At 33.3% G+C, this 18344-nt stretch carries 20 protein-coding genes and 4 pseudogenes; 6 read left to right on the plus strand and 18 right to left on the minus strand.

Translation table 11 applies throughout. The annotated features are described in order from the left end of the window. Positions 1–10: 10 nt before the first annotated feature. Positions 11–364, minus strand: coding sequence for a hypothetical protein (locus ACPLVF_RS00760; RefSeq protein ID WP_424905917.1), 354 nt, complete (start codon positions 362–364; stop codon positions 11–13). A 98-nt stretch (positions 365–462) separates the two neighbouring features. After that, complete coding sequence (locus tag ACPLVF_RS00765; protein WP_424906012.1) at positions 463–795, minus strand: nucleotidyltransferase family protein; 333 nt, start codon at positions 793–795, stop codon at positions 463–465. Positions 796–997: 202 nt separating this feature from the next. Here ACPLVF_RS00765 and ACPLVF_RS00770 point away from each other — a divergent pair, with 202 nt between their 5' ends. Further along, positions 998–1252 carry a CopG family transcriptional regulator gene (locus tag ACPLVF_RS00770; protein WP_424906013.1) on the plus strand — a complete coding sequence of 85 codons (255 nt, stop codon included), beginning with the start codon at positions 998–1000 and terminating at the stop codon, positions 1250–1252. A gap of 2 nt (positions 1253–1254) precedes the next feature. Further along, entirely contained in the window at positions 1255–1593 is a 339-nt protein-coding gene (locus ACPLVF_RS00775; RefSeq protein ID WP_424905918.1) for a type II toxin-antitoxin system PemK/MazF family toxin, read from the plus strand. A gap of 74 nt (positions 1594–1667) precedes the next feature. Here the strand turns inward: ACPLVF_RS00775 and ACPLVF_RS00780 are convergent, their stop codons facing one another. The 9 genes and pseudogenes from ACPLVF_RS00780 to ACPLVF_RS00820 all read right to left on the minus strand — a co-directional run bounded on the left by ACPLVF_RS00780 (position 1668) and on the right by ACPLVF_RS00820 (position 6177). Then, on the minus strand, positions 1668–2297 hold the full coding sequence (locus ACPLVF_RS00780) for a DUF1847 domain-containing protein (protein WP_424905919.1): 630 nt from the start codon (positions 2295–2297) through the stop codon (positions 1668–1670). A gap of 42 nt (positions 2298–2339) precedes the next feature. Continuing rightward, positions 2340–2828, minus strand: coding sequence for a M48 family metallopeptidase (locus tag ACPLVF_RS00785; protein ID WP_424906014.1), 489 nt, complete (start codon positions 2826–2828; stop codon positions 2340–2342). Positions 2829–3540: 712 nt separating this feature from the next. Further along, positions 3541–3981: a Uma2 family endonuclease gene (locus ACPLVF_RS00790; protein WP_424905920.1), complete on the minus strand. Its 441-nt coding sequence runs from the start codon at positions 3979–3981 to the stop codon at positions 3541–3543. A 119-nt stretch (positions 3982–4100) separates the two neighbouring features. After that, positions 4101–4310 (minus strand): annotated as a pseudogene (locus tag ACPLVF_RS00795) (hypothetical protein); the annotation flags it as partial. 228 nt (positions 4311–4538) lie between these two features. Then, entirely contained in the window at positions 4539–4943 is a 405-nt protein-coding gene (locus ACPLVF_RS00800; RefSeq protein WP_424905921.1) for a type II toxin-antitoxin system VapC family toxin, read from the minus strand. Further along, on the minus strand, positions 4940–5194 hold the full coding sequence (locus tag ACPLVF_RS00805) for a hypothetical protein (RefSeq protein WP_424905922.1): 255 nt from the start codon (positions 5192–5194) through the stop codon (positions 4940–4942). The genes ACPLVF_RS00800 and ACPLVF_RS00805 overlap by 4 nt, the downstream gene beginning before the upstream one ends. A gap of 97 nt (positions 5195–5291) precedes the next feature. Continuing rightward, positions 5292–5390 (minus strand): annotated as a pseudogene (locus ACPLVF_RS00810) (4-hydroxythreonine-4-phosphate dehydrogenase PdxA); the annotation flags it as partial. Positions 5391–5680: 290 nt separating this feature from the next. Next, positions 5681–5881: pseudogene (locus tag ACPLVF_RS00815) on the minus strand (hypothetical protein); the annotation flags it as partial. Between the two features lie 131 nt (positions 5882–6012). After that, complete coding sequence (locus tag ACPLVF_RS00820; protein WP_424906021.1) at positions 6013–6177, minus strand: hypothetical protein; 165 nt, start codon at positions 6175–6177, stop codon at positions 6013–6015. A gap of 178 nt (positions 6178–6355) precedes the next feature. On the opposite strand from ACPLVF_RS00820, the gene ACPLVF_RS00825 reads away from it, so the two are divergent. From ACPLVF_RS00825 to vapC, 3 genes are read left to right on the plus strand one after another with little or no spacing between them, the layout of a single operon-like run. Next, the gene (locus tag ACPLVF_RS00825; protein WP_424905924.1) at positions 6356–6622 is read left to right on the plus strand and encodes a ribbon-helix-helix protein, CopG family; all 267 of its coding nucleotides are present in this window, start codon (positions 6356–6358) and stop codon (positions 6620–6622) included. A 23-nt stretch (positions 6623–6645) separates the two neighbouring features. Continuing rightward, a complete protein-coding gene (locus tag ACPLVF_RS00830) occupies positions 6646–6852 on the plus strand; it encodes a type II toxin-antitoxin system VapB family antitoxin (RefSeq protein WP_424905925.1) in 207 nt (68 codons plus the stop codon). Beyond that, entirely contained in the window at positions 6842–7252 is a 411-nt protein-coding gene (vapC, locus tag ACPLVF_RS00835; protein WP_424905926.1) for a type II toxin-antitoxin system VapC family toxin, read from the plus strand. Before ACPLVF_RS00830 ends, vapC begins: the two co-directional genes overlap by 11 nt. Positions 7253–7379: 127 nt before the next feature. On the opposite strand, the gene ACPLVF_RS00840 is transcribed toward vapC, so the two are convergent. Further along, positions 7380–10568 carry an SNF2-related protein gene (locus tag ACPLVF_RS00840; RefSeq protein WP_424905927.1) on the minus strand — a complete coding sequence of 1063 codons (3189 nt, stop codon included), beginning with the start codon at positions 10566–10568 and terminating at the stop codon, positions 7380–7382. Positions 10569–10739: 171 nt separating this feature from the next. On the opposite strand from ACPLVF_RS00840, the gene ACPLVF_RS00845 reads away from it, so the two are divergent. Continuing rightward, positions 10740–11294, plus strand: coding sequence for a plasmid pRiA4b ORF-3 family protein (locus ACPLVF_RS00845; RefSeq protein WP_424905928.1), 555 nt, complete (start codon positions 10740–10742; stop codon positions 11292–11294). On the opposite strand, the gene pdxA is transcribed toward ACPLVF_RS00845, so the two are convergent. The 6 genes and pseudogenes from pdxA to ACPLVF_RS00875 form a co-directional block, all read right to left on the minus strand. Beyond that, the gene (pdxA, locus tag ACPLVF_RS00850; RefSeq protein ID WP_424906015.1) at positions 11266–12294 is read right to left on the minus strand and encodes a 4-hydroxythreonine-4-phosphate dehydrogenase PdxA; all 1029 of its coding nucleotides are present in this window, start codon (positions 12292–12294) and stop codon (positions 11266–11268) included. The two genes, ACPLVF_RS00845 and pdxA, sit on opposite strands and share 29 nt — an antisense overlap. Before the next feature lie 9 nt (positions 12295–12303). Next, on the minus strand, positions 12304–12891 hold the full coding sequence (locus ACPLVF_RS00855) for a class I SAM-dependent methyltransferase (protein WP_424905929.1): 588 nt from the start codon (positions 12889–12891) through the stop codon (positions 12304–12306). Next, complete coding sequence (locus ACPLVF_RS00860) at positions 12876–13778, minus strand: hypothetical protein (protein ID WP_424905930.1); 903 nt, start codon at positions 13776–13778, stop codon at positions 12876–12878. Before ACPLVF_RS00860 ends, ACPLVF_RS00855 begins: the two co-directional genes overlap by 16 nt. Continuing rightward, positions 13729–14298: a phospholipase D-like domain-containing protein gene (locus ACPLVF_RS00865; RefSeq protein ID WP_424905931.1), complete on the minus strand. Its 570-nt coding sequence runs from the start codon at positions 14296–14298 to the stop codon at positions 13729–13731. Before ACPLVF_RS00865 ends, ACPLVF_RS00860 begins: the two co-directional genes overlap by 50 nt. 243 nt (positions 14299–14541) lie before the next feature. Then, positions 14542–15108, minus strand: a pseudogene (locus ACPLVF_RS00870) (Uma2 family endonuclease). A gap of 155 nt (positions 15109–15263) precedes the next feature. After that, positions 15264–18332, minus strand: coding sequence for a DEAD/DEAH box helicase family protein (locus tag ACPLVF_RS00875; RefSeq protein ID WP_424905932.1), 3069 nt, complete (start codon positions 18330–18332; stop codon positions 15264–15266). Positions 18333–18344 lie beyond the last annotated feature (12 nt).

Consider the following 18344-nt stretch of genomic DNA (forward strand, 5'->3'; position numbering starts at 1 on the left):
CCCCGATTTTTTATATATTTTCCAAGAAATCGCAAAATCTTTCTAAGTTTTCTTTAACTTTATTAAATACTTCGTCAATATTTTTTACTAATGGTTCCATTTTCTCCGGCAAAAAATTATGCGCATAAACATTTCTTACAATATGTCTAAACGCCCTGTAATTATCCAGTTCATTCTTTAATTGAATATCGATAACGGCAGGTCTTATTTTAGGTATATCGACTGTCATCTGCCTTAGTAATTCTTGAGGCCAGTTTGATCCTTGAGGTTTAATTCCATCAAGGTTTTCCGCTATAAGCTCAAATATCCTTTCAAGCCCTCCGTAAAAATCATGTATATTCAATGCTACACTATCAAGATACAAAGTATCTTTTTGAATATAAGCCTTTTCCCATGCCCTTTTAGAACGCTCAACTGCTTTTTCAATTTCTATTAACTCCTGTCTTATCCTTGCAGAAAGGGTTAAAAAAGAATATTTTCTATTAGTTCAGGACTGCAATCCGAGATATCCACTATATCAACTTTACAATCGGATGAAATAGATGTTGCCTCTCCTACAGCTTTATAGAAAATCTCATGGGGTATTCCTTCTACAGCCATATCAATATCCGACCATTGATTGAACATTTCCTTTTTAGTAAGCGACCCAAAAACCCATACCCTTTTTGCACCGTATTTTTCTTTAAGTATAGAAGCTATTTTCCTTGCAATTTCCCAAAATTCATTATACCTATTTTCTAATTCACGTTTTTCTTCTTCAATTATCTTTTTTAAATTTTCTCTATAAGGTTCTATTTCCCCAGTTTATTTTTCCCCCTTAAAGCTTGAAAAAGTAATTCTTTTATGAGGTATTTCTAATAAGATTGTATTACAAAAAAATTATAATAACAATAAACAAATTAAAACTAATTATATAATATTGAATCTTCTATATCACTTGAACTATAATAAAAATATGTTATACTATAATGTAGATTTAATAGTCTACAATAGGAAGGTGTTAAAATTGAATAAAACAACAACGGTAAGAATTGACAAAAGTACTTATGAAGCAATTAAAAAATTATCAACCGAACTTAAAGAATCTATGCAAAGTATAATTGAAAAAGCGGTGAAAGAATATAATAAAAAAATTCTATTAGAAAATACTGCAAAAGCGTTTGCTAACTTAAAATCTAATACAAAGCTTTGGCAGGAAGAAAAAGAAGAAAGAAATCTTTGGGATAATACTTTGGAAGACTTGGAGGAATAAAAGTGGTTCCTAAAAGAGGTGAAATATGGCTTGTAGACTTAAACCCGACACGCGGCCACGAGCAACACGGTATAAGACCGGCTATTATAATTTCCGTTGATGAATTCAATTCCTGCCCCGCAGACTTAATTATTGTTGTTCCTATTACATCAAAAAACAAAAATATTCCATTGCATGTAGAAATACTTCCCAAAGAAAGCGGGCTTGATACATCATCCTATGCAAAAACTGAAGATATAAGATCAATTTCAAAAGAAAGGTTAATAAAAAGAATTGGCATAATAACAAAAGATAAATTAAATGAACTAGAGGAAAAAATAAGAATACTTTTGGGATTATAATTTAGGATTATAATTAAGGCCCCGGCTTTGATTTTTTCCGGGGCTAAACTTACGTAATAGAGAAAAGATTTGATTTAAGTGTTTTCAGGGAATAGTTTATTTTTATAATATCCCTTTGAAAGGTAAATGGCAGCAAGCGGATTATGACCTAATACTCTATCCTTGACCGCCAGCACGGTCACCGGCGCCTTGGAGTATTTGATGAAAAGCGAATCATGGCCGACGCAAAGTCCCAAAATTATGTTCAAATCCGTCCCGGCCTTGTTTAAGAAAAAGGCCTGCCCGATGGGGTTGCACATGGGCTCGTAAGTTCCAGGCCTCACTTTCTCGCTTTCTTTTATGTTTATAACCTCTTTGGGGATGCTGCAGTTTTTGCACACCACCGAATTCACTGCAAAGCCGTTGGCAGTAAAGATTTCGACCACCATTTTCGCTTCCTGCCTCAGGCCTATGCAGAAAGCCAATCCCAAATTCTTAAACCCGCATTTTCGAGAAAACTCCATTATCTCTTCTATTCTCGTCCACCTGCAGTAACCTTCGCTTTCGACCAATGCTGAAAAGTAAGCCAACTTTTGGTTTTCTTCCAAAAAATATTTCTCCAATATTTCATCCCTGCCTTCCTCAAGGCAGGGACAGTTTTTGGGAGCTCTTGACATATCCCCTGTCCTGCATGAATGAATGGTGCATTGAGCACAGGAATACACTTTATCCACTCCTTTGTAAAATACTGATAATTTATTCAATTTTCATCTGTTTATTAAAAACGGCAATCTTCCAGGACTATTATAACATATATATGACAATTTTCTTTTTAACACATACTTTTTCATAATGCTTCCATATCCTCCGCTTTCCACCCATTTAAAAAGTTCGGAGGTTCTCATCACCGTCCAGGGATGGTCCTGCCACATAATGCTCAAATACTTTGCCACCTTGTCCAAGGTATCGTAGTCGTAATCCTCGAACTCCTTTGCCTGATTTATAAATTCATCTATTCTTATTCGGTCAAAATATTTTTGTGGCACTCCCGCAAGCTTCATTAAAGCAGTCGCTGCAACTTTAGGATCCTGACAGGTGAGAAGCCCCGCCCGGTCTGCGGTAAACTCCGACATCCTCACCCAGTTTAAAAGGGCTATCTGTAGCCCTGTTGAAAGAAGCTTTCCTGCACCAAGGGTAATCGAGCCAACTATTTCCCCGAATTTCTTCCATTCACCTTTACATTGCTTCCCGTATATTGGATCCTAAGAAGCCTTTCTATCCCCTGGGCATTAAAAGCCCTGACCGTTGTTTCAAGAAATTTATAGGATTTTAACGTGTCCAGCGCTTTTTAAGTTTTTTCTTTTGCATAAATTAGCTCTTCCTCCATTCCTATGAATTAAAAATTTTGTTAATTGATATATATTTAATTGATATATATAATAAAATACGTTTTGTTTCTTGTCATTAAATCTAACATATTGCTGTAAAATACTACAAGACTTTCTCTTCATTTTCATCGGAAAATCTTACATCAAAGATGCCATATACCTTAAACTATATTCACATTATAATTAAAAAACTGTTATGATATAATATATGTCAAGAGGTGATGGTTAATGAAAATTACATTGTATGTCAACAGAAAACTTTTAGAAGAAGCTATGCGTTTGACGGGGACTAATAAGTTGTTATAGCACCAATAATCAAAGTCGAAATTTTATCCGGTGCTATAAGCGAAAAACAATTTTTCGAATTAAAAGAGGAACTTAATTCGCTAACGGTTTTAGATAATCAGCCGGAGTTATGGGAAAAAACTGCCTATTTGAACTTTACCCTTCGACGAAAGGGGTTCAATGTACCAGTGACCGATGTTTTAAGAGGATTTTAGTTAAACATGATTATGCATATTTATGAGATGATCGGGATACTATCTTTAAAATTCAGTCTTGGCGATATGATTAAAAATTATTAAAAAATATCTTTTAAATCACTCATCAAATCTTCGAAAATAGAAACTTTTACTTTGTCATCTTGCGTATATATTTCAGGCCGTCCGTATCTTTTGTTCTCCTGTAAAATAAACACATTTAAGATTTTGTTTTCTGGTTCTACTATCCAGTACTCTTTTACCCCATGTTTTTCGTACAAGTTAAACTTATGTAGCTTATCTTCGTCCTCTTCATTTTCATCAGGGAATCTTACATCAAAAGGAGCCATATATACCTCACACGATTTATCTTTTAGATAATTAGCGAATTGATAAAAAATTTTCCCTAAGGTTTTTTGGTGGATTCTTGAAGGAGAAGTCATCAAGTAAACCCGGCCATTAATCAGTTCTATTCTTTCATTTTCCGGCCATTCTATATAATCCGCATAAGTATATATTTTATCTTCTTTTGGCAAAGGCATTTTAACACCTTCTTTCAAAAACTACTTCTTTTTATATGCTTGCTTTAATATTATCAATTTTCGCACCTTTTGTAAACATGGTCGTTTTCATTAACGCTATGCGCTTAATGGTGTTTCCCCTAAATCCTAAATAATTCCATTACTTCCTCCTTGGTTAAGGAATTTATGAAAAGCTCACCTTCGGTTACCACTGAATTTATAAGGCCTTTCTTTTTCGATTGCAGTTCATTTATCTTTTCTTCTATAGTCCCTTTAGTTATAAGCCTGAAAACCTGCACATTGTTTTTCTGCCCAATTCTATGAGCCCAGTCGGAGGCTTGATTTTCAACGGGCTGAATACCTCAAAATTCAAAAAATTTACCAAAACTAAAAGGTATATTATTTATTTTTTAAAACATACAAGCGTTTATCCCCAACGTGCATATGCATGCTGCAGATAATACCGTGTACATCATACTTAATTTGTTTTTAAGCAGTTTCCCTAAAACAAAGTTCAAACTTAAGCAATATGAATTTTGAACCAAAGATTGTGAGGTAAAAAAAGATAGGGCAGTTGTTTAATCGATCGTTGCCACAGGAATATCTAATTTCTTAGCAGCATCTACTAATTTTGAATCTAATGTTACCAAAGTAGCATTTTTTCTGCGGCTTACAATTAAATACATAATATCATAGGTAGGATGTTTAATTTTACATGCTAATGGAATTGCCTCTTCATATAGATCCTCAGCATTTACAAACAGATCAACCATTTCTATCAAATGCCTGACTTTATGAAGCAAATCATCAACAGGATAATTCAGAAGTCTATTATATTTCCACATTACGTTAGATGCCTCATATATGTAAAGAGATGGGGCTATAATCAATTCAGATTTTTCAAGAATATCTATTATTTTTTTCTGCTTTGGCCGCCCCATCACAACTTCAATCGCAGCACTAACATCAATTGTAACAATCATCTTTCACGATCCTCTCGTATTAATTTTACAGGATCTATATCAAAAGTATTTTTATAACTTTCATTATTGGTCTCCTGGATTATGTGGTCAAAAAGTAGTCTACGACGTTTTTTATTGGATTTTTCCAATTTTAATGCTTTTTCCAACAAAATTATTGTTTCCTGTGCGATACTTCGCCTCTCGGCTTCTGCCAATTGTTTGATTTGTTGGTAGATAAATTCAGGTAAATCACGCACCTGTAAAAAAGGCATTACTAATCCCTCCTTTTTGTCCTTATTAATATTAGTATATCAAAAAGTCATAATGCATGCAATTTGCATTAAATTTTTCTTTGTAGATTTGCATATTAAACGGCAACCCTGTAGTAACGCTAACGGTTCTTTCAAAATCCAGCGTTTTTGCAGCAATATGCCCCTGATCGTGATAAAGGGACAATACGGCATCATAATTTTTTTAAAACCACATTCAACCATTTTTCATTTTCTCTGCCTTTTCTAACATCATAGGTAATCTTCATTTCAAGGGCAGAAAAGTACGGGTGATTTTTTAAAAGCTCATTGAAGAACTTTTCATCATAGTTGTTGAAAAATCTACCGTTTCTAATTTCTTCTTTGTCACCGTATTTAAAGGAAGAATCGAGTAGGAGGTAGGTGATTATTTCACCTACCGTCCTCTCTCACCACCGTACGTACCGTTCGGTATACGGCGGTTCATCAGAAATTATTATGCCATCGAAAGACATTATAATTTTTAAATATTGAATCTTTAATTCCATTGCCCTTTAGCCTGCCGTAATCGTAGAGTATTATCTCAATATCCTCATTGGCAAAACATTCTTTTAAAAGATCTTTAATTTTTTTTGCAGTGCCAATACCGGTAATGCAGGCAGTAAGAATCGCGTTTTTTCTGCTTTTCTTATTTCTTATAAATTTATAGCTTATAAATTATCAGTGCTTCTCGTTTTAAGGCGCCCTCTCCTATATTTGTTTTCTCATAAGTTTTTCATGCAGCGGCCTTTCGTGAAGGGAAGGAATATTTACTATAAGAGGAATTCTTCTTAAAAAAGTCTTTATAAGGCTGCAGATTTGCAAAGTTTCACCTGAGTTTTTAAACTGCCGTTATATCCTATGAGTTTTGTAAATGGATCGTCCGCAGAAATTTTCATGTTTAATTCGCTGCTTTTTGTGATTTCCTTTAATTCCTTAGATTTCTCTTCAAAAGCCTCTTTATCCAATCGTTTTTCCCCCAGGCATTGATCTTTTTTTATAACTATATTAACTAACATAGTTTTAAAAATTTTGTTATTAAAAATAATAAATATCCCAAAAAAAGATAGAAATAACCTGTATCACTTGAACTATTATAAAAATATGTTATACTAAAAAGTAGATTTTACAGTCTACAAAAGGAAGGTGTTAAAATTGAATAAAACAACAACTGTTAGAATTGACAAAAGTACTTATGAAGCAATTAAAAAATTATCTACAGAACTCAAAGAATCTATGCAGAGCATAATTGAAAAAGCTATCAAAGAATATCATAGAAAAATTCTATTAGAAAATACTGCAAAAGCTTTTGCTAACTTAAAATCTAATAAAAAGCTTTGGCAGGAAGAAATTGAAGAAAGAAATCTCTGGAACCATACTTTGTATTTTAAGTTACAAATTATTATGATATAATATATGCCAAGAGGTGATGGCAAATGAAAACTACATTATATGTCAATAGAAAACTTTTAGAAGAAGCTATGCGTTTGATGGGAACTAATAAGATGACTGAAGCTGTAAATAAAGCTCTTGAGGATTTCATACGGAGGTATAAACTAGAAAAGCTTGCAAACCGCATCGGAAATACAGAACTTACTATAGACAAATCAGATTTGGAGGAAATGCGTAAAAATGACAGATAAATATCTTGTTGACACATCTATATGGATAGAAAGCTTGAAAAGAAATGGTGACATAAATATACAACAATGGATGAAAAAAGCATTGTTAGAAGAAAGGGTTGTAATAACACCAATAATAAAAATTGAAATTTTATCCGGTGCTATAAGCGAAAAACAATTTTTCGAATTAAAAGAAGAGCTTGATTCGTTAACAATTTTAGATAATAAACCGGAGTTATGGGAAAAAACTGCCTATTTGAACTTTATCCTTCGACGAAAGGGGTTCAATGTACCGCTGACCGATGTTTTAATTAGCACATGGGCTTTAATTTATGATTGTGTTTTGGTACATCAGGACAGGCACTATGAGATGATAAAAGAAATTGAACGTAATTTGAAAACACTAAATTTTCTCACTTGACAGTAATGGTTTTTTCCATTAATGTGAGCGAACTTGACCAGCCTTTTTACACCTTCTTTCAAAACTACTTATAATGTTTCTTTAATATTATCAATTTTCATATCTTTTGTAAATGCGTTCTGCTCTCCTAAATTCTGAACAATTCCATCAACTCTTCCTTGGTTAAGGAGTTTATGAAAAGCTCGCCTTCGATTACCACCGAATTGATAAGGTCCTTCTTTTTCATCTGCAATTCATTTATCTTCTCTTCTATGGTCCCTTTAGTTATAAGCCTGAAAACCTGCACCTTGTTTTTCTGCCCAATTCTGTGAGCCCGGTCGGAGGCTTGATTTTCTACGGCAGGGTTCCACCAGGGGTCAAAGTGTATAACCATATCCGCTGATGTGAGGTTTAATCCCACTCCTCCTGCTTTCAGCGAAAGCAAAAATACCCGTCCGCAGCCGTTATTGAAATCATCTACTATCCTTTTTCTTTCATTAACACATGTACTCCCGTCAAGATAAGCGTATTTAATGTTCATTTCTTCCAACATTTTTCTTATTAAGGAAAGCATAGATGTAAATTGAGAAAATATTAAGACCCTCCTGCCGCTATCCATCAATTCCTGCAACAATTCCTCCAATAACTCCATTTTCCCGCTGGTTCCTTTATAATTTTCAATAAATAATGCTGGATGGCAGCATATCTGCCTTAATCTTAAAAGCCCTGAAAAAATATGCATTTTGCTTTTTTCAAAACCTTCCCGCTCTATCCTTTCTTCCAGCTCCCCTTTTATATTTTTTAAATATGAAAGGTAGATTTTTTTCTGCTGGGGAGTCATTTCAACCAAAAGGGTGGTCTCTGTTTTTTCCGGCAGTTCCTTTAAAACATCATTCTTAGTTCTTCTTAAAATAAAGGGGGATATTAACTTTTTAAGTTCCTCTAAGGCTTTATTATTTCCTTCTATTATAGGCTTTTGGTAGTATTCATTGAATTTTTTATAAGAATAAAGGTAGCCCGGCATTATAAAATCAAAAATTGACCATAATTCCGCCAGGGAATTTTCTATAGGAGTCCCTGTAAGAGCAAACCTCACATTAGATTTTAATTTTTTAACCGATTTTGCATTAAGGGAATCAAAATTTTTGATATGCTGGGCTTCGTCCAATATAACACAGTAAAAGTTATGACGGATATAAAATTCGAGGTCATTTCTTAAAAGCGGATACGATGTAATTATTACATCATATTCATTAAGTTCTTTTATTAGTTTTTTCCTTTCAAAAATTGACCCGGATACTACCGCCGTTTTTAATTGAGGCGCAAATCTTGCAATTTCGTTTTCCCAGTTAAACATTAAGGTTGAAGGGGCAACTATAAGGGAAGTGTGCGGTGAAATTTTTGACTCTTTTACCGAAAGCAAAAAACTTATCGCCTGAAGGGTTTTACCAAGCCCCATATCATCTGCCAGAATACCTCCAAGCCCGTTTTCGGCAAGTATCTTCAGCCATTTAAACCCGATAACCTGGTATTCCCTTAATATCCCTTTTAAACTTTCAGGAGGTTCTACCTTTTGATACTTTGAATTTACTATATTCTCGATTATCCTTTCAAACTCTCCTGCTTGTTCAATAGACAGATTTGATTTATCCTTTACATTGTTTAAAAACCCTAAAAATCGGTATTTTGATAGGTTTACCTTGTTTTGTTCTATATCTTCTTTTGATACATCCTCCAAAAGCTCAGCCAATTTATTAATACGGTTTTCTTCTAAAGAAATAAAAGAACCGTCTTTCAATCTAAAATACTTCTTTTTCTCCTTAATAGAATGCAGTATCTCCTCTGCCGTCCTCACATCAATGTCTTCAAAATCGGTTTTTATTTCAAGAAGATTTCCGCTTAAATAACTTATAGATGACCTTATTTTCGGGGTTTTTATGGAAAAAAGGTGTTTAATATCGGACGAATAATAAACTTCCCCCATTTGAGTAAGATTTGGCAGCACTTCTTTTATAAAAATATAAAGTTTTTCCTCATCTTGGAGCACTGCCCTTCCTCTTTCTATTGAAAAACCCGTATCTCCTAAAAGTTTTATAATATACATTTCTTTTTCATAATCCCTTACAATAAGATGCTGTAAACTTTCCTTTGTAAAGGGATTAAACTCTTCTTCGCCGTAAATAAACTTAACATCAACAGCAATTCCTTTTTTATATCCCTCAATATGCATTTTAAATTTAAGGGGTTTCCTTTCTACCGCATATTTCAGGTCTTCGGAAAGTTTTATATTTTTACATTTCTGCAGGTGCGGTAATACAGAAAACAGCTTATGTTGATTTTCTCCGGTAAATTTTAACTCATTCCAGTCTTTCAAATAAAGCCCTTTAACGATTGGAAATACTTGTTCATTATTATTTAACAAATATACCTTATCGTCCTTTAAAATAATTCTTTCTTCCCCATCTAAAGGTAATCCCATTTCCCCCTCAGGTTTAACATATATACCGTCATTATTTTTTTCTATTTTAATATTGAAAGGCAAATCGTTAACTTCAAAGCTTATTACCTTTTCGAAGGGGCTTATCATATTAACAGGTTTATTCCCCAATGCTTTAGCAACTTTCATTAAAAAATTGTAATTTAAATTAACGTATTTTCCGTCTAAGAAAACATTAGGAGTACTATAAATCGTTATACTTTGTTCTATCTCATACAATTCTTTTATAATTTTTAACACTTCGGCGTCTTCTTTTGAAAACACGTGAAGAAGTGGATTAAATTCAAATAATTTACCGAAACTAAAGGGCAGATTATTTTCTATTTTTTTAATAAACTCTTTGATGTCCTTTAAAATATATAAACGTTTATCCCCAATGCGCATGTGCATGCTGCATACAAAATCATGTACATTATACTTTTTGAACTCAAAATAGTATTCCACCTTTACTTCTTGCTTTTTAATTTCGCTATTACTATTTTTAAATAGTTCCAATAAAACATAATCTTCTATGTAATAATCTTCTTTCATATCTTTGTGTTTGTTATCATTCTTTCTCGGCAGCCCTTTTTCAAAAATATGACACAAAACGGCAATCACATGCTTGCAGGCACCATCAAATTGAAAATAAGCCGGGCATGAGCACCTGTAATCCTTGATAAAATTATTTTCTATTTCGAAAAAAACATCATAATCCTCACTGCCTTTAACAACGGCATGAAGTATTTCGCCCTCAAACTTAATGTTTTTCACAGCACCTGATTCATAATAGGCAATGCCTCTTTTTACTACTTCCGGTGAAGCTATCATCCTCAAATAATCCTGATTATAAACTCCCATTTGTTTTTTCCTCCGATTTTATCTGCTTTAACAGTATATTTTCTTCTTTAATTTATAAAAATCCTTTTTTCTGACTTTAAAATTTTTAAAAAAGGAATTTGAGCAATTTTATAGAACTCATAATAATATTATAATTTTATTATTGAATAGATGGAAGGAGCGGCAAACATTATGAAAATCCTTCAGATGAAAATAACCCTTAAAGATATAAAACCTCCTGTTTGGAGGAGGATTTTGGTAAAAGATGATATAACATTTTATAAGCTAAATACGATTATACAGTATGTAATGGGATGGTCTGGATACCACCTTTATGAATTCAGGATTGGCGATATGGTAATAGGTGAAAAGGATGATGGTTGGGACCTTTACGATGATTATGAATTCAAAAATGCTAAAAGGTTCAAATTAAGCAACATGAATTTTGAACCAAAAGATAAATTCCTCTATATTTACGATTTTGGCGATAATTGGGAACACAGCATATTGGTTGAAAAAGTACTTGAACCCCAAGAAGGTATAAGATATCCGTTATGCATAGCAGGAAAAAGAAACTGTCCTCCCGAAGACGTAGGAGGCCCCTGGGGATATCAAAACTTCCTTGAAGCAATAAAAAACCCTCGTCATCCGGAACATAAATTAATGCTACAATGGATAGGAGGTTCATTTGACCCTGAAGAATTTAATATAGATAAAATTAATCAAATCTTGAAGACGGTGAGGTAAAAAACTTTGCATATTCCCCCGCAACTTTTATAGCTTCTTCCATACTAATAGAGCTTGCAATACCTTTTCCTGCAATATCAAAAGCGGTTCCGTGATCCACCGATGTTCTTATAAACGGCAGCCCAGTGGTAACGCTTACGGTTCTTTCAAAATCCAGCGTTTTTGCAGCAATATGTCCCTGATCGTGATAAAGGGACAATACCGCATCATATCGGCCAAGCCTTGCCCAATAAAAAACGGAATCGGCAGGTACCGGCCCTTCCACCCTTATCCCTTCTTCCCGTGCTTTCTTTATTGCAGGTATTATCTCCCTCTCCTCTTCCGAGCCAAAAAGCCCGCCGTCTCCTCCGTGAGGATTCAGGGCAGCTACCGCTATCGTCGCATTTAAAAGCCCTAAATTTTTCAACGCTTTATTGCAGGCAATTAAAGTTTTATAAATATTATCCATCTTTACTTTAAAACAAGCATCGAGTAAGGATATATGCCTTGTAAGGAAAAATATGCGAAGTTTATCCACCTGAAACATCGTCAAAACATCTTCGCTTTTTGTAAGCTCTGCAAATATTTCGGTATGGCCGATAAAGTTTATTCCCGCAGCGCGAATAGCTTCTTTATTTATCGGAGCGGTGGCAACCCCGTCTATTAACCCCTCCATAGCAAGTTCAATAGATTTTTTTATATACTCAAAAGCGGCCTTTCCCGCCTCGGCTGAAATTTTCCCAAAAGGTATATTTTCTCTTATATTGTTTAGATCTAATATATAGGCTTTACCAAAGGAAAAATCCTTTCCCCTCAAGGCTTTTATCTCATCCTCTTTTATTGCAACAACATCCATGTTTATATGGGTAATTCTCATAGCTTTTTCTATTATATTTTTTGACCCTATCACCAAAGGATTTACCTTTTCATATATTTCCTTTTTCGATAAAGCTTTTGCCACAATTTCCGGACCAATCCCTACAGGGTCTCCCATAGTTATTCCGATAATAGGCTTATTTATCAAGCTTTTTCACTCCTTTTTTAAAACTACATTCAGCCATTTTTCATCTTCTCTGCCTTTTCTCACATCACGGGTAATTTTTATTTCTAAAATCGAAAAATACTGATGGTTTTTTAAAAGCTCGCATAAAGAACTTTCATCATAATTATTAAAAAATCTCCCGTTTCTTATTTCTTCTCCATTGCCGTATTTAAAGGAAGAATAAAAAATTCCGCCCTTTTTTAGAGCTTTATAAATCTTATTAAATATAGAATCAATTTTGCTCCTTGTCACATGTAAAAGCGAGGCACATGCCCATATCCCATCAAATTCTTCATTAAAATTAATTTCGTCAAAGGTAAGATGAAGGGTTTGTCTTCCCGTAAACTGCGTTGAAAGCTTTACCATTTCCATAGAACCGTCTGCCGCCACCACATCATAACCTTTTTGCAAAAAATATTTTGTGTCCCTCCCCGAGCCGCAGCCAAGGTCAAGGATTTTAGCCCCCATGGGTAAATATTTCAAAAAAAGCTCATAAACTCCCTTCATATCCGCATCTTTCGTATTTTCAAAAAACGTATTTGCATTTTCATCATAATATCTTATTGTTGAGTCCATTTTTCATATCTCTCCTTGTAGTAATTCTTTATTCGATAATCTATTGAATCCTTAAAATGCATTAAAAAATATTCATTTTTTATAAACTGCGTTAGTTTCTCGTTTAGACAAAAATAATCTCCATCCCTGTAGAAAAATTCAGGATTGGTTTTAATTAAATATTTTTCGGGATTTTCTCTCGATAACTTTATGTACTCTTCAATGCCCCAGGATTTATAATCGCTTCTTGTTTTGTGTATCTCCAAATCAACAGCATTTGAAGGGGTTGAAAAAAATTCCTTGAAAACTATATAAATATCATCGGGAGTCAATTTCAACCTCATGTTTCCGTTATTGTAAAATGCAAGCAAAAGCGGCATTTTGTAGACCTTTGTCATCTTTGTATTTTCAATAAATTTTATAAACTCGTGAGCAACTGTGTTACATAAAATATCTTCATCAGGCTTTAATTCATTGTTGCTTTTTAAAAAGGATACATAATGTTTAAGAACATTTATTGAGGGATCAGAAAATCTTTTTATGCCTTTATATACACTTTCATCAATATATTTGAAAAATTCAACTCTATTCGGCCGTTTACCCAGCATTTCTTTTATTCTCAAATACTCTTCAAAGACCAGGGTTTTTATGTCTTTAAGTTTCTCAGCCTGTTTCCTGAAAATATCTATCAACCTTAAATCAAAGTCGATGACACAATCATCTGGAAAATCAAAATCATCTACGGTATACTTTCCTCTTTTAACGGATTCCACATCAAAATCTTTACCGCTTAAAAGAAAGGGAATTATAAATGCTTTTTTATAGTTTCCAATAAAGTCTAAAACGGTTAAATAATCTTTATTTTTTGCCTTTCTTAAACCTCTGCCCAATTGCTGTGGTTTTTTCAATCCTGTAATTCCACTCAATTCCATAAGTCAATGCAGACTCTGAAATGTTTGAAGAGCCAATGAAAATATCTCCTCTACCATCGCCGTATTCAATTATATATGCTTTTGGATGAAACGGAATATTATCATTTTTAAAAAATCTTAAATCTACATAATCTCCTAACCTATCTTTTATCAAATAAAGGGCAGAAGGCTGAGTAATGTTTAAATACCTTCCAGTGATAATACTGATAGGACAATTCCGCTTTCTTGCTTCAACTAAATCCTCAATTATTAATCTTACACCGGATTCCAGCAAAAATGACACTATTAAATTTATTTCTATAGCTTTTGAAAAGGATTTCTTTAACTCTATAAGAAAGTTTTCATTGCCCCCGCAAAAACACTTCTTAAATTCAATGTATTGCTTTAACAATAATTGATTATAGATATTTTCTAATTTTTTGTATATTTTATCCACATCTTCAAGCGTAATATCATTCAAATTATCCTGGATTATTTTTAATCCTCTTTCTTCCATTTTTTTCACCTTGCAAAAGGTAATAAAAATTAAATTTAAATTTCTGAATATATTTTAACATAATAACTCCGGATATCGAGTATTTTTTAAAAAGGTTTCTACAATAATTTAAAAAGCGGGCATAGTTTATATTTGTAAGCCCGCTTTAAGTCTTTATATTATCAGTAAATGTTCAATAAAAATAGAAATTGAAAAATGGTAGAAGGTTTTCAATTCAAGTCTTATTTTCGCTGGGAAAGTTATTTAAAATATATTTTCTAAATCGATTATGAGATCTTTAAAAATAGAAACTTTTACTTTGTCATCTTGCGTATATATTTCAGGCTGTCCGTATCTTTTGTTCTCCTGTAAAATAAACACATTCAAGATTTTGTTTCCGGGCTCTACTATCCAGTTCTCCTTTATCCCGTGTTTTCGTACAAGTTAAATTTATATAGTTTATCTTGCTGGGCTGTCGAAGACGAAGTAATTTCTACTATCTATCACGAGCTCCCGTACATCCTTTCTCATCAAGTTTGGCTTCATCGCACACGGCGATTATGTAGGGCTGAACTACAGTGTTTATTTCCTTCTCGTCCTTTTCATTTCCGTCAATAAATTTTACATCAAAAGGTGCCATATACACTTCACACGATTTATCTTTGAGATAATTGAAGAATTGGTAGAAAAGCTGTACTAAGTTTCTTTGATGGGTTCTTGAATGGGATGTCATCAAGTAAATCTGGCCATAATCGGTTCTACTCTTTCATTTTCCGGCCATGCTATATAATCCGCATAAGTATATATTTTATTTTCTTTTGGCAAAGGCATTTTTACACCTTCTTTCAAAAAACTACCCTCTCTTAAGATGCTCGCTTACATATATCAATTTTCGGGCTTTTTGTAAATATAAAGGAATCCAATCGTGGCAACCTTTGCCTTTTGCAACTAATTGAGCTGCTATAGCTTTTCTAAACTCTATACTGTTATACAGTTATACTATTGAACAATTTTTCACACCAATCATTATCGTCAATAAACAATACATGATTTTTTTCATAATCACTTTTACTCGGTTTTTTCGCAAGGTTTTCAACTAGATCTTTATACGAAGTAGCAGACAAAATAAAAGATTCTAGTCTTATATTAGGATTATTTAGCCTTCTTTCGATAGTCTTTATAGTTACAACATCTTCACCTGCATCTCTTGTCCCAGCAAATACAATTTTTTCACAGTCAAGACTTTTGTCGTGTTCAAGCCCTTTGGGATCTATAAAAACTATTATTTGGTAATTCCCTTTCTTGAGCCACATTACAAAGTCAGGATAAAATCCAGCCCATGTAAGTTGAAAACCTACCCCAATTTTTGGAAAATTTCTCAATAAATATGTCTCAATGTCTTTAAATTTCTCTTTGTTTTCTTCTATAAACTTTCTTAAGTCTTTTAGGAATTTTATTTCACTTTCTACCAGGCCTTCTGGGGTAAATTTTATTTTATCTTCTTTTTTTATTTTTTTCTTTAACAAAACCGGCACAAACAAATGAGATTCAAAAACTATCCTGGGCAGTACATCGGATTCATATTTTTCGTCTAACAGTTTTTCAAAATCTTTTATCAGTTTTTTTACTTTCTTAATTAATTCTTTTTCTCTCTTGTCTATCTGTACTAAATAACCAACAGAATTTTCTTTACATATAAAAGGCAACATCAATTGTCCAGTTTTTTCATCTAACACGTAATTATTAATTTGTTCCGTCTCAAACCTTTTTGCCTTTTTCCTGTAATAAGCATCAATATATCTTTTTAAAACCGATACAGCTATATCTTCCAACTTTGATATATCACCATGTTCCAGCTTATCAAAAACTCCTTTATAGACTACAACTTTGTAATTGTTTTCCGCAGATATAATCTCCCGGAGTTTATTCTTATCAAATACTAAATTCCAGTATTTCTTTAACTTCTTATGTTCTGTAATCTCAAAAAAGATGCGTTCCCAATTTAAAAACGTGGTATAACGCTTTAAATCTAATGTATCATGCTCGATTTTTGCATCAAGATCGATTTCGGTATTATTTGTTTTTGAATACACTTTTATTATAGGCGTCAAATCAATGCTTACGTGAACCGTTTCATCAGGCTCGAGCATTATAACTTTACTTTCTTCAAATTTTTTATCTTCTCTTTTACCGATCACATATAAATTCTTCCATTTTTCTTTATGCTGGTATTTAACAGGTATTAAAACGTTTTCATATTCGACTTCTTCTTTTCTAATTGCTTCTAAAAACCTACTCAAATAATCCGCCTTGATGCCAAATATGTTTAGAGTTTCTAATACTGCAACTCTTGGATCCCCACTCCTTTTCAGTGACATATCTTTCCCCTTTAGCCTTACACCTCTGCCAAAGAGTTGAATAATCTGTGGTCCCTGGCCACTCCCTATGTTCAAAAGACCCATGGAAGAAACTCTCCACGTATCCCATCCTTCAATAAATTTTTTGGCTCCTATCAATATGTTCAAATTAGAAGCCTTGTGCTTTATGTAATCGAAGAGCGAATCGGTAATAAAATCTGATTGGATTTCAAATCCTTTTTCTTCTAACCTTTTTTTAAAATCATTACCGCCTACATTTATAACGCCGAAGTAATCATTATCACCAACTCTCAGCCCAAATTCTCCTTCTGCATTTTTGATTTCCGATATATTTAATTTGCCTTTTCCGTTAAAAACCCTATTATACAAATCATTTAAATCAACACCTTTTTCCTTCAACAGCTTAAATTTTTCTTTAAAAACATCTTCGCCATCATCATTTTTAAGTCCCGCTTTTCCTTCTAAGATTGTGTTTACCTTTTCTTTAAGCCAGTTCTCTTCCTTTATAACTTTATTTAAAAAGCCAACAATCTGAAGTATGTCCGATTCCTCTTTATTAACTGTCGTTCCCACAAAGATCCATAAAGGTTTTTCTAAATTGTACTCTTCGGCCAATCTTTTATTTTCCTGATAAAACATAACTTGCTCGTAAAAAGACAATAAATTGGCCACAAACATAATTTCCGAAAAGTGGTCTTCCGAAATCTGTTCAGAATTTTTAACATTAATCACAAAAAAGTCCTTACCATATCCATCGAGGTAAAAGTATTTGTATGAATAATCAAATATGATTGATTTGGAATATTCCTCAAGGATTTCTTTGTTCCTTTCGCTCAAAATCTGTCCGAATGTAGCACTATATTCAAACACAAAACCATTCTCAGCTAATTTAGCCCTCCGCGCGACCCATACCCGATCTTCAGAAGCCTTCCCTTTATGTCCTTCATCCACGAAAATAAGACTTCTTCCCTCAAAAGCACTTATTGGAAGGGTTATTCCTCCATCTTTTTTCTCATCAACCAGTTTGGTTATTTCTATAATTAGCACCTCATTTTTAAAGTGAAACCCACTGTTTAAATTACCATCGTATATCCTGCATGGAATATCACTTTTTTGCAGTTCATCAAAGTGCTGCTTAGAAAGGCCTTCGTTAGGAGTAATCAAAAGTATGTTGTCAGGTTCGAAAGGCCTGTATTTCAAAAATTGAATATAATTTATGTGCATAATTAGAGTTTTCCCGGAACCGGTGGCCATCCAGAAGGCCAGTTTGTTTAAATCCTTCAATTCAAAATCAGGTATGTCAATTTCGTTTTCATTTCTGTATTGATTTAAAAATTCATTCAGCTGATTTAAAAACTCCACTTTATTGTTTTTCAACTGGTCCAAGAAAATTTCCGTAAAAAGAACAGGCAGGTATTGAAAATATTTGAGAACCACGTTGCCACGGCACCGGTTTATATTTCTAACGTATTCCTGAATGTTCTGGTCATACCGAAGTAGATCATCTTTGCAAAACTTTATACCTTTCAATGACATCAAGGTTTTCATAAAGGGTGTAGTTTCATCACCATCGTCTATTCGTTCTTCTATATTTTTCAAAGGTAACTGCCTGAAATCTTCTACTCCAAAAAGAGAAAGAAAGTATTTGCTTAATACCAGATATTTTTCCATATCCATATTATCTCGCCT

The sequence above is a fragment of the Thermovenabulum sp. genome, assembly GCF_049701175.1.
In the GTDB taxonomy this organism is placed as follows: domain Bacteria; phylum Bacillota; class Thermosediminibacteria; order Thermosediminibacterales; family Thermosediminibacteraceae; genus Thermovenabulum.

Excerpts from the sequence above, each read along its gene's own strand:
- ACPLVF_RS00855 (WP_424905929.1), bottom strand. The coding sequence starts at position 12,891 with ATGGACTCAACAATAAGATATTATGATGAAAATGCAAATACGTTTTTT.
- ACPLVF_RS00865 (WP_424905931.1), bottom strand. The coding sequence starts at position 14,298 with ATGGAAGAAAGAGGATTAAAAATAATCCAGGATAATTTGAATGATATT.
- ACPLVF_RS00840 (WP_424905927.1), bottom strand. The coding sequence starts at position 10,568 with ATGGGAGTTTATAATCAGGATTATTTGAGGATGATAGCTTCACCGGAA.
- ACPLVF_RS00800 (WP_424905921.1), bottom strand. The coding sequence starts at position 4,943 with ATGATTGTTACAATTGATGTTAGTGCTGCGATTGAAGTTGTGATGGGG.
- ACPLVF_RS00790 (WP_424905920.1), bottom strand. The coding sequence starts at position 3,981 with ATGCCTTTGCCAAAAGAAGATAAAATATATACTTATGCGGATTATATA.
- vapC (WP_424905926.1), top strand. The coding sequence starts at position 6,842 with ATGACAGATAAATATCTTGTTGACACATCTATATGGATAGAAAGCTTG.
- ACPLVF_RS00845 (WP_424905928.1), top strand. The coding sequence starts at position 10,740 with ATGAAAATCCTTCAGATGAAAATAACCCTTAAAGATATAAAACCTCCT.
- ACPLVF_RS00875 (WP_424905932.1), bottom strand. The coding sequence starts at position 18,332 with ATGGATATGGAAAAATATCTGGTATTAAGCAAATACTTTCTTTCTCTT.
- ACPLVF_RS00805 (WP_424905922.1), bottom strand. The coding sequence starts at position 5,194 with ATGCCTTTTTTACAGGTGCGTGATTTACCTGAATTTATCTACCAACAA.
- ACPLVF_RS00830 (WP_424905925.1), top strand. The coding sequence starts at position 6,646 with ATGAAAACTACATTATATGTCAATAGAAAACTTTTAGAAGAAGCTATG.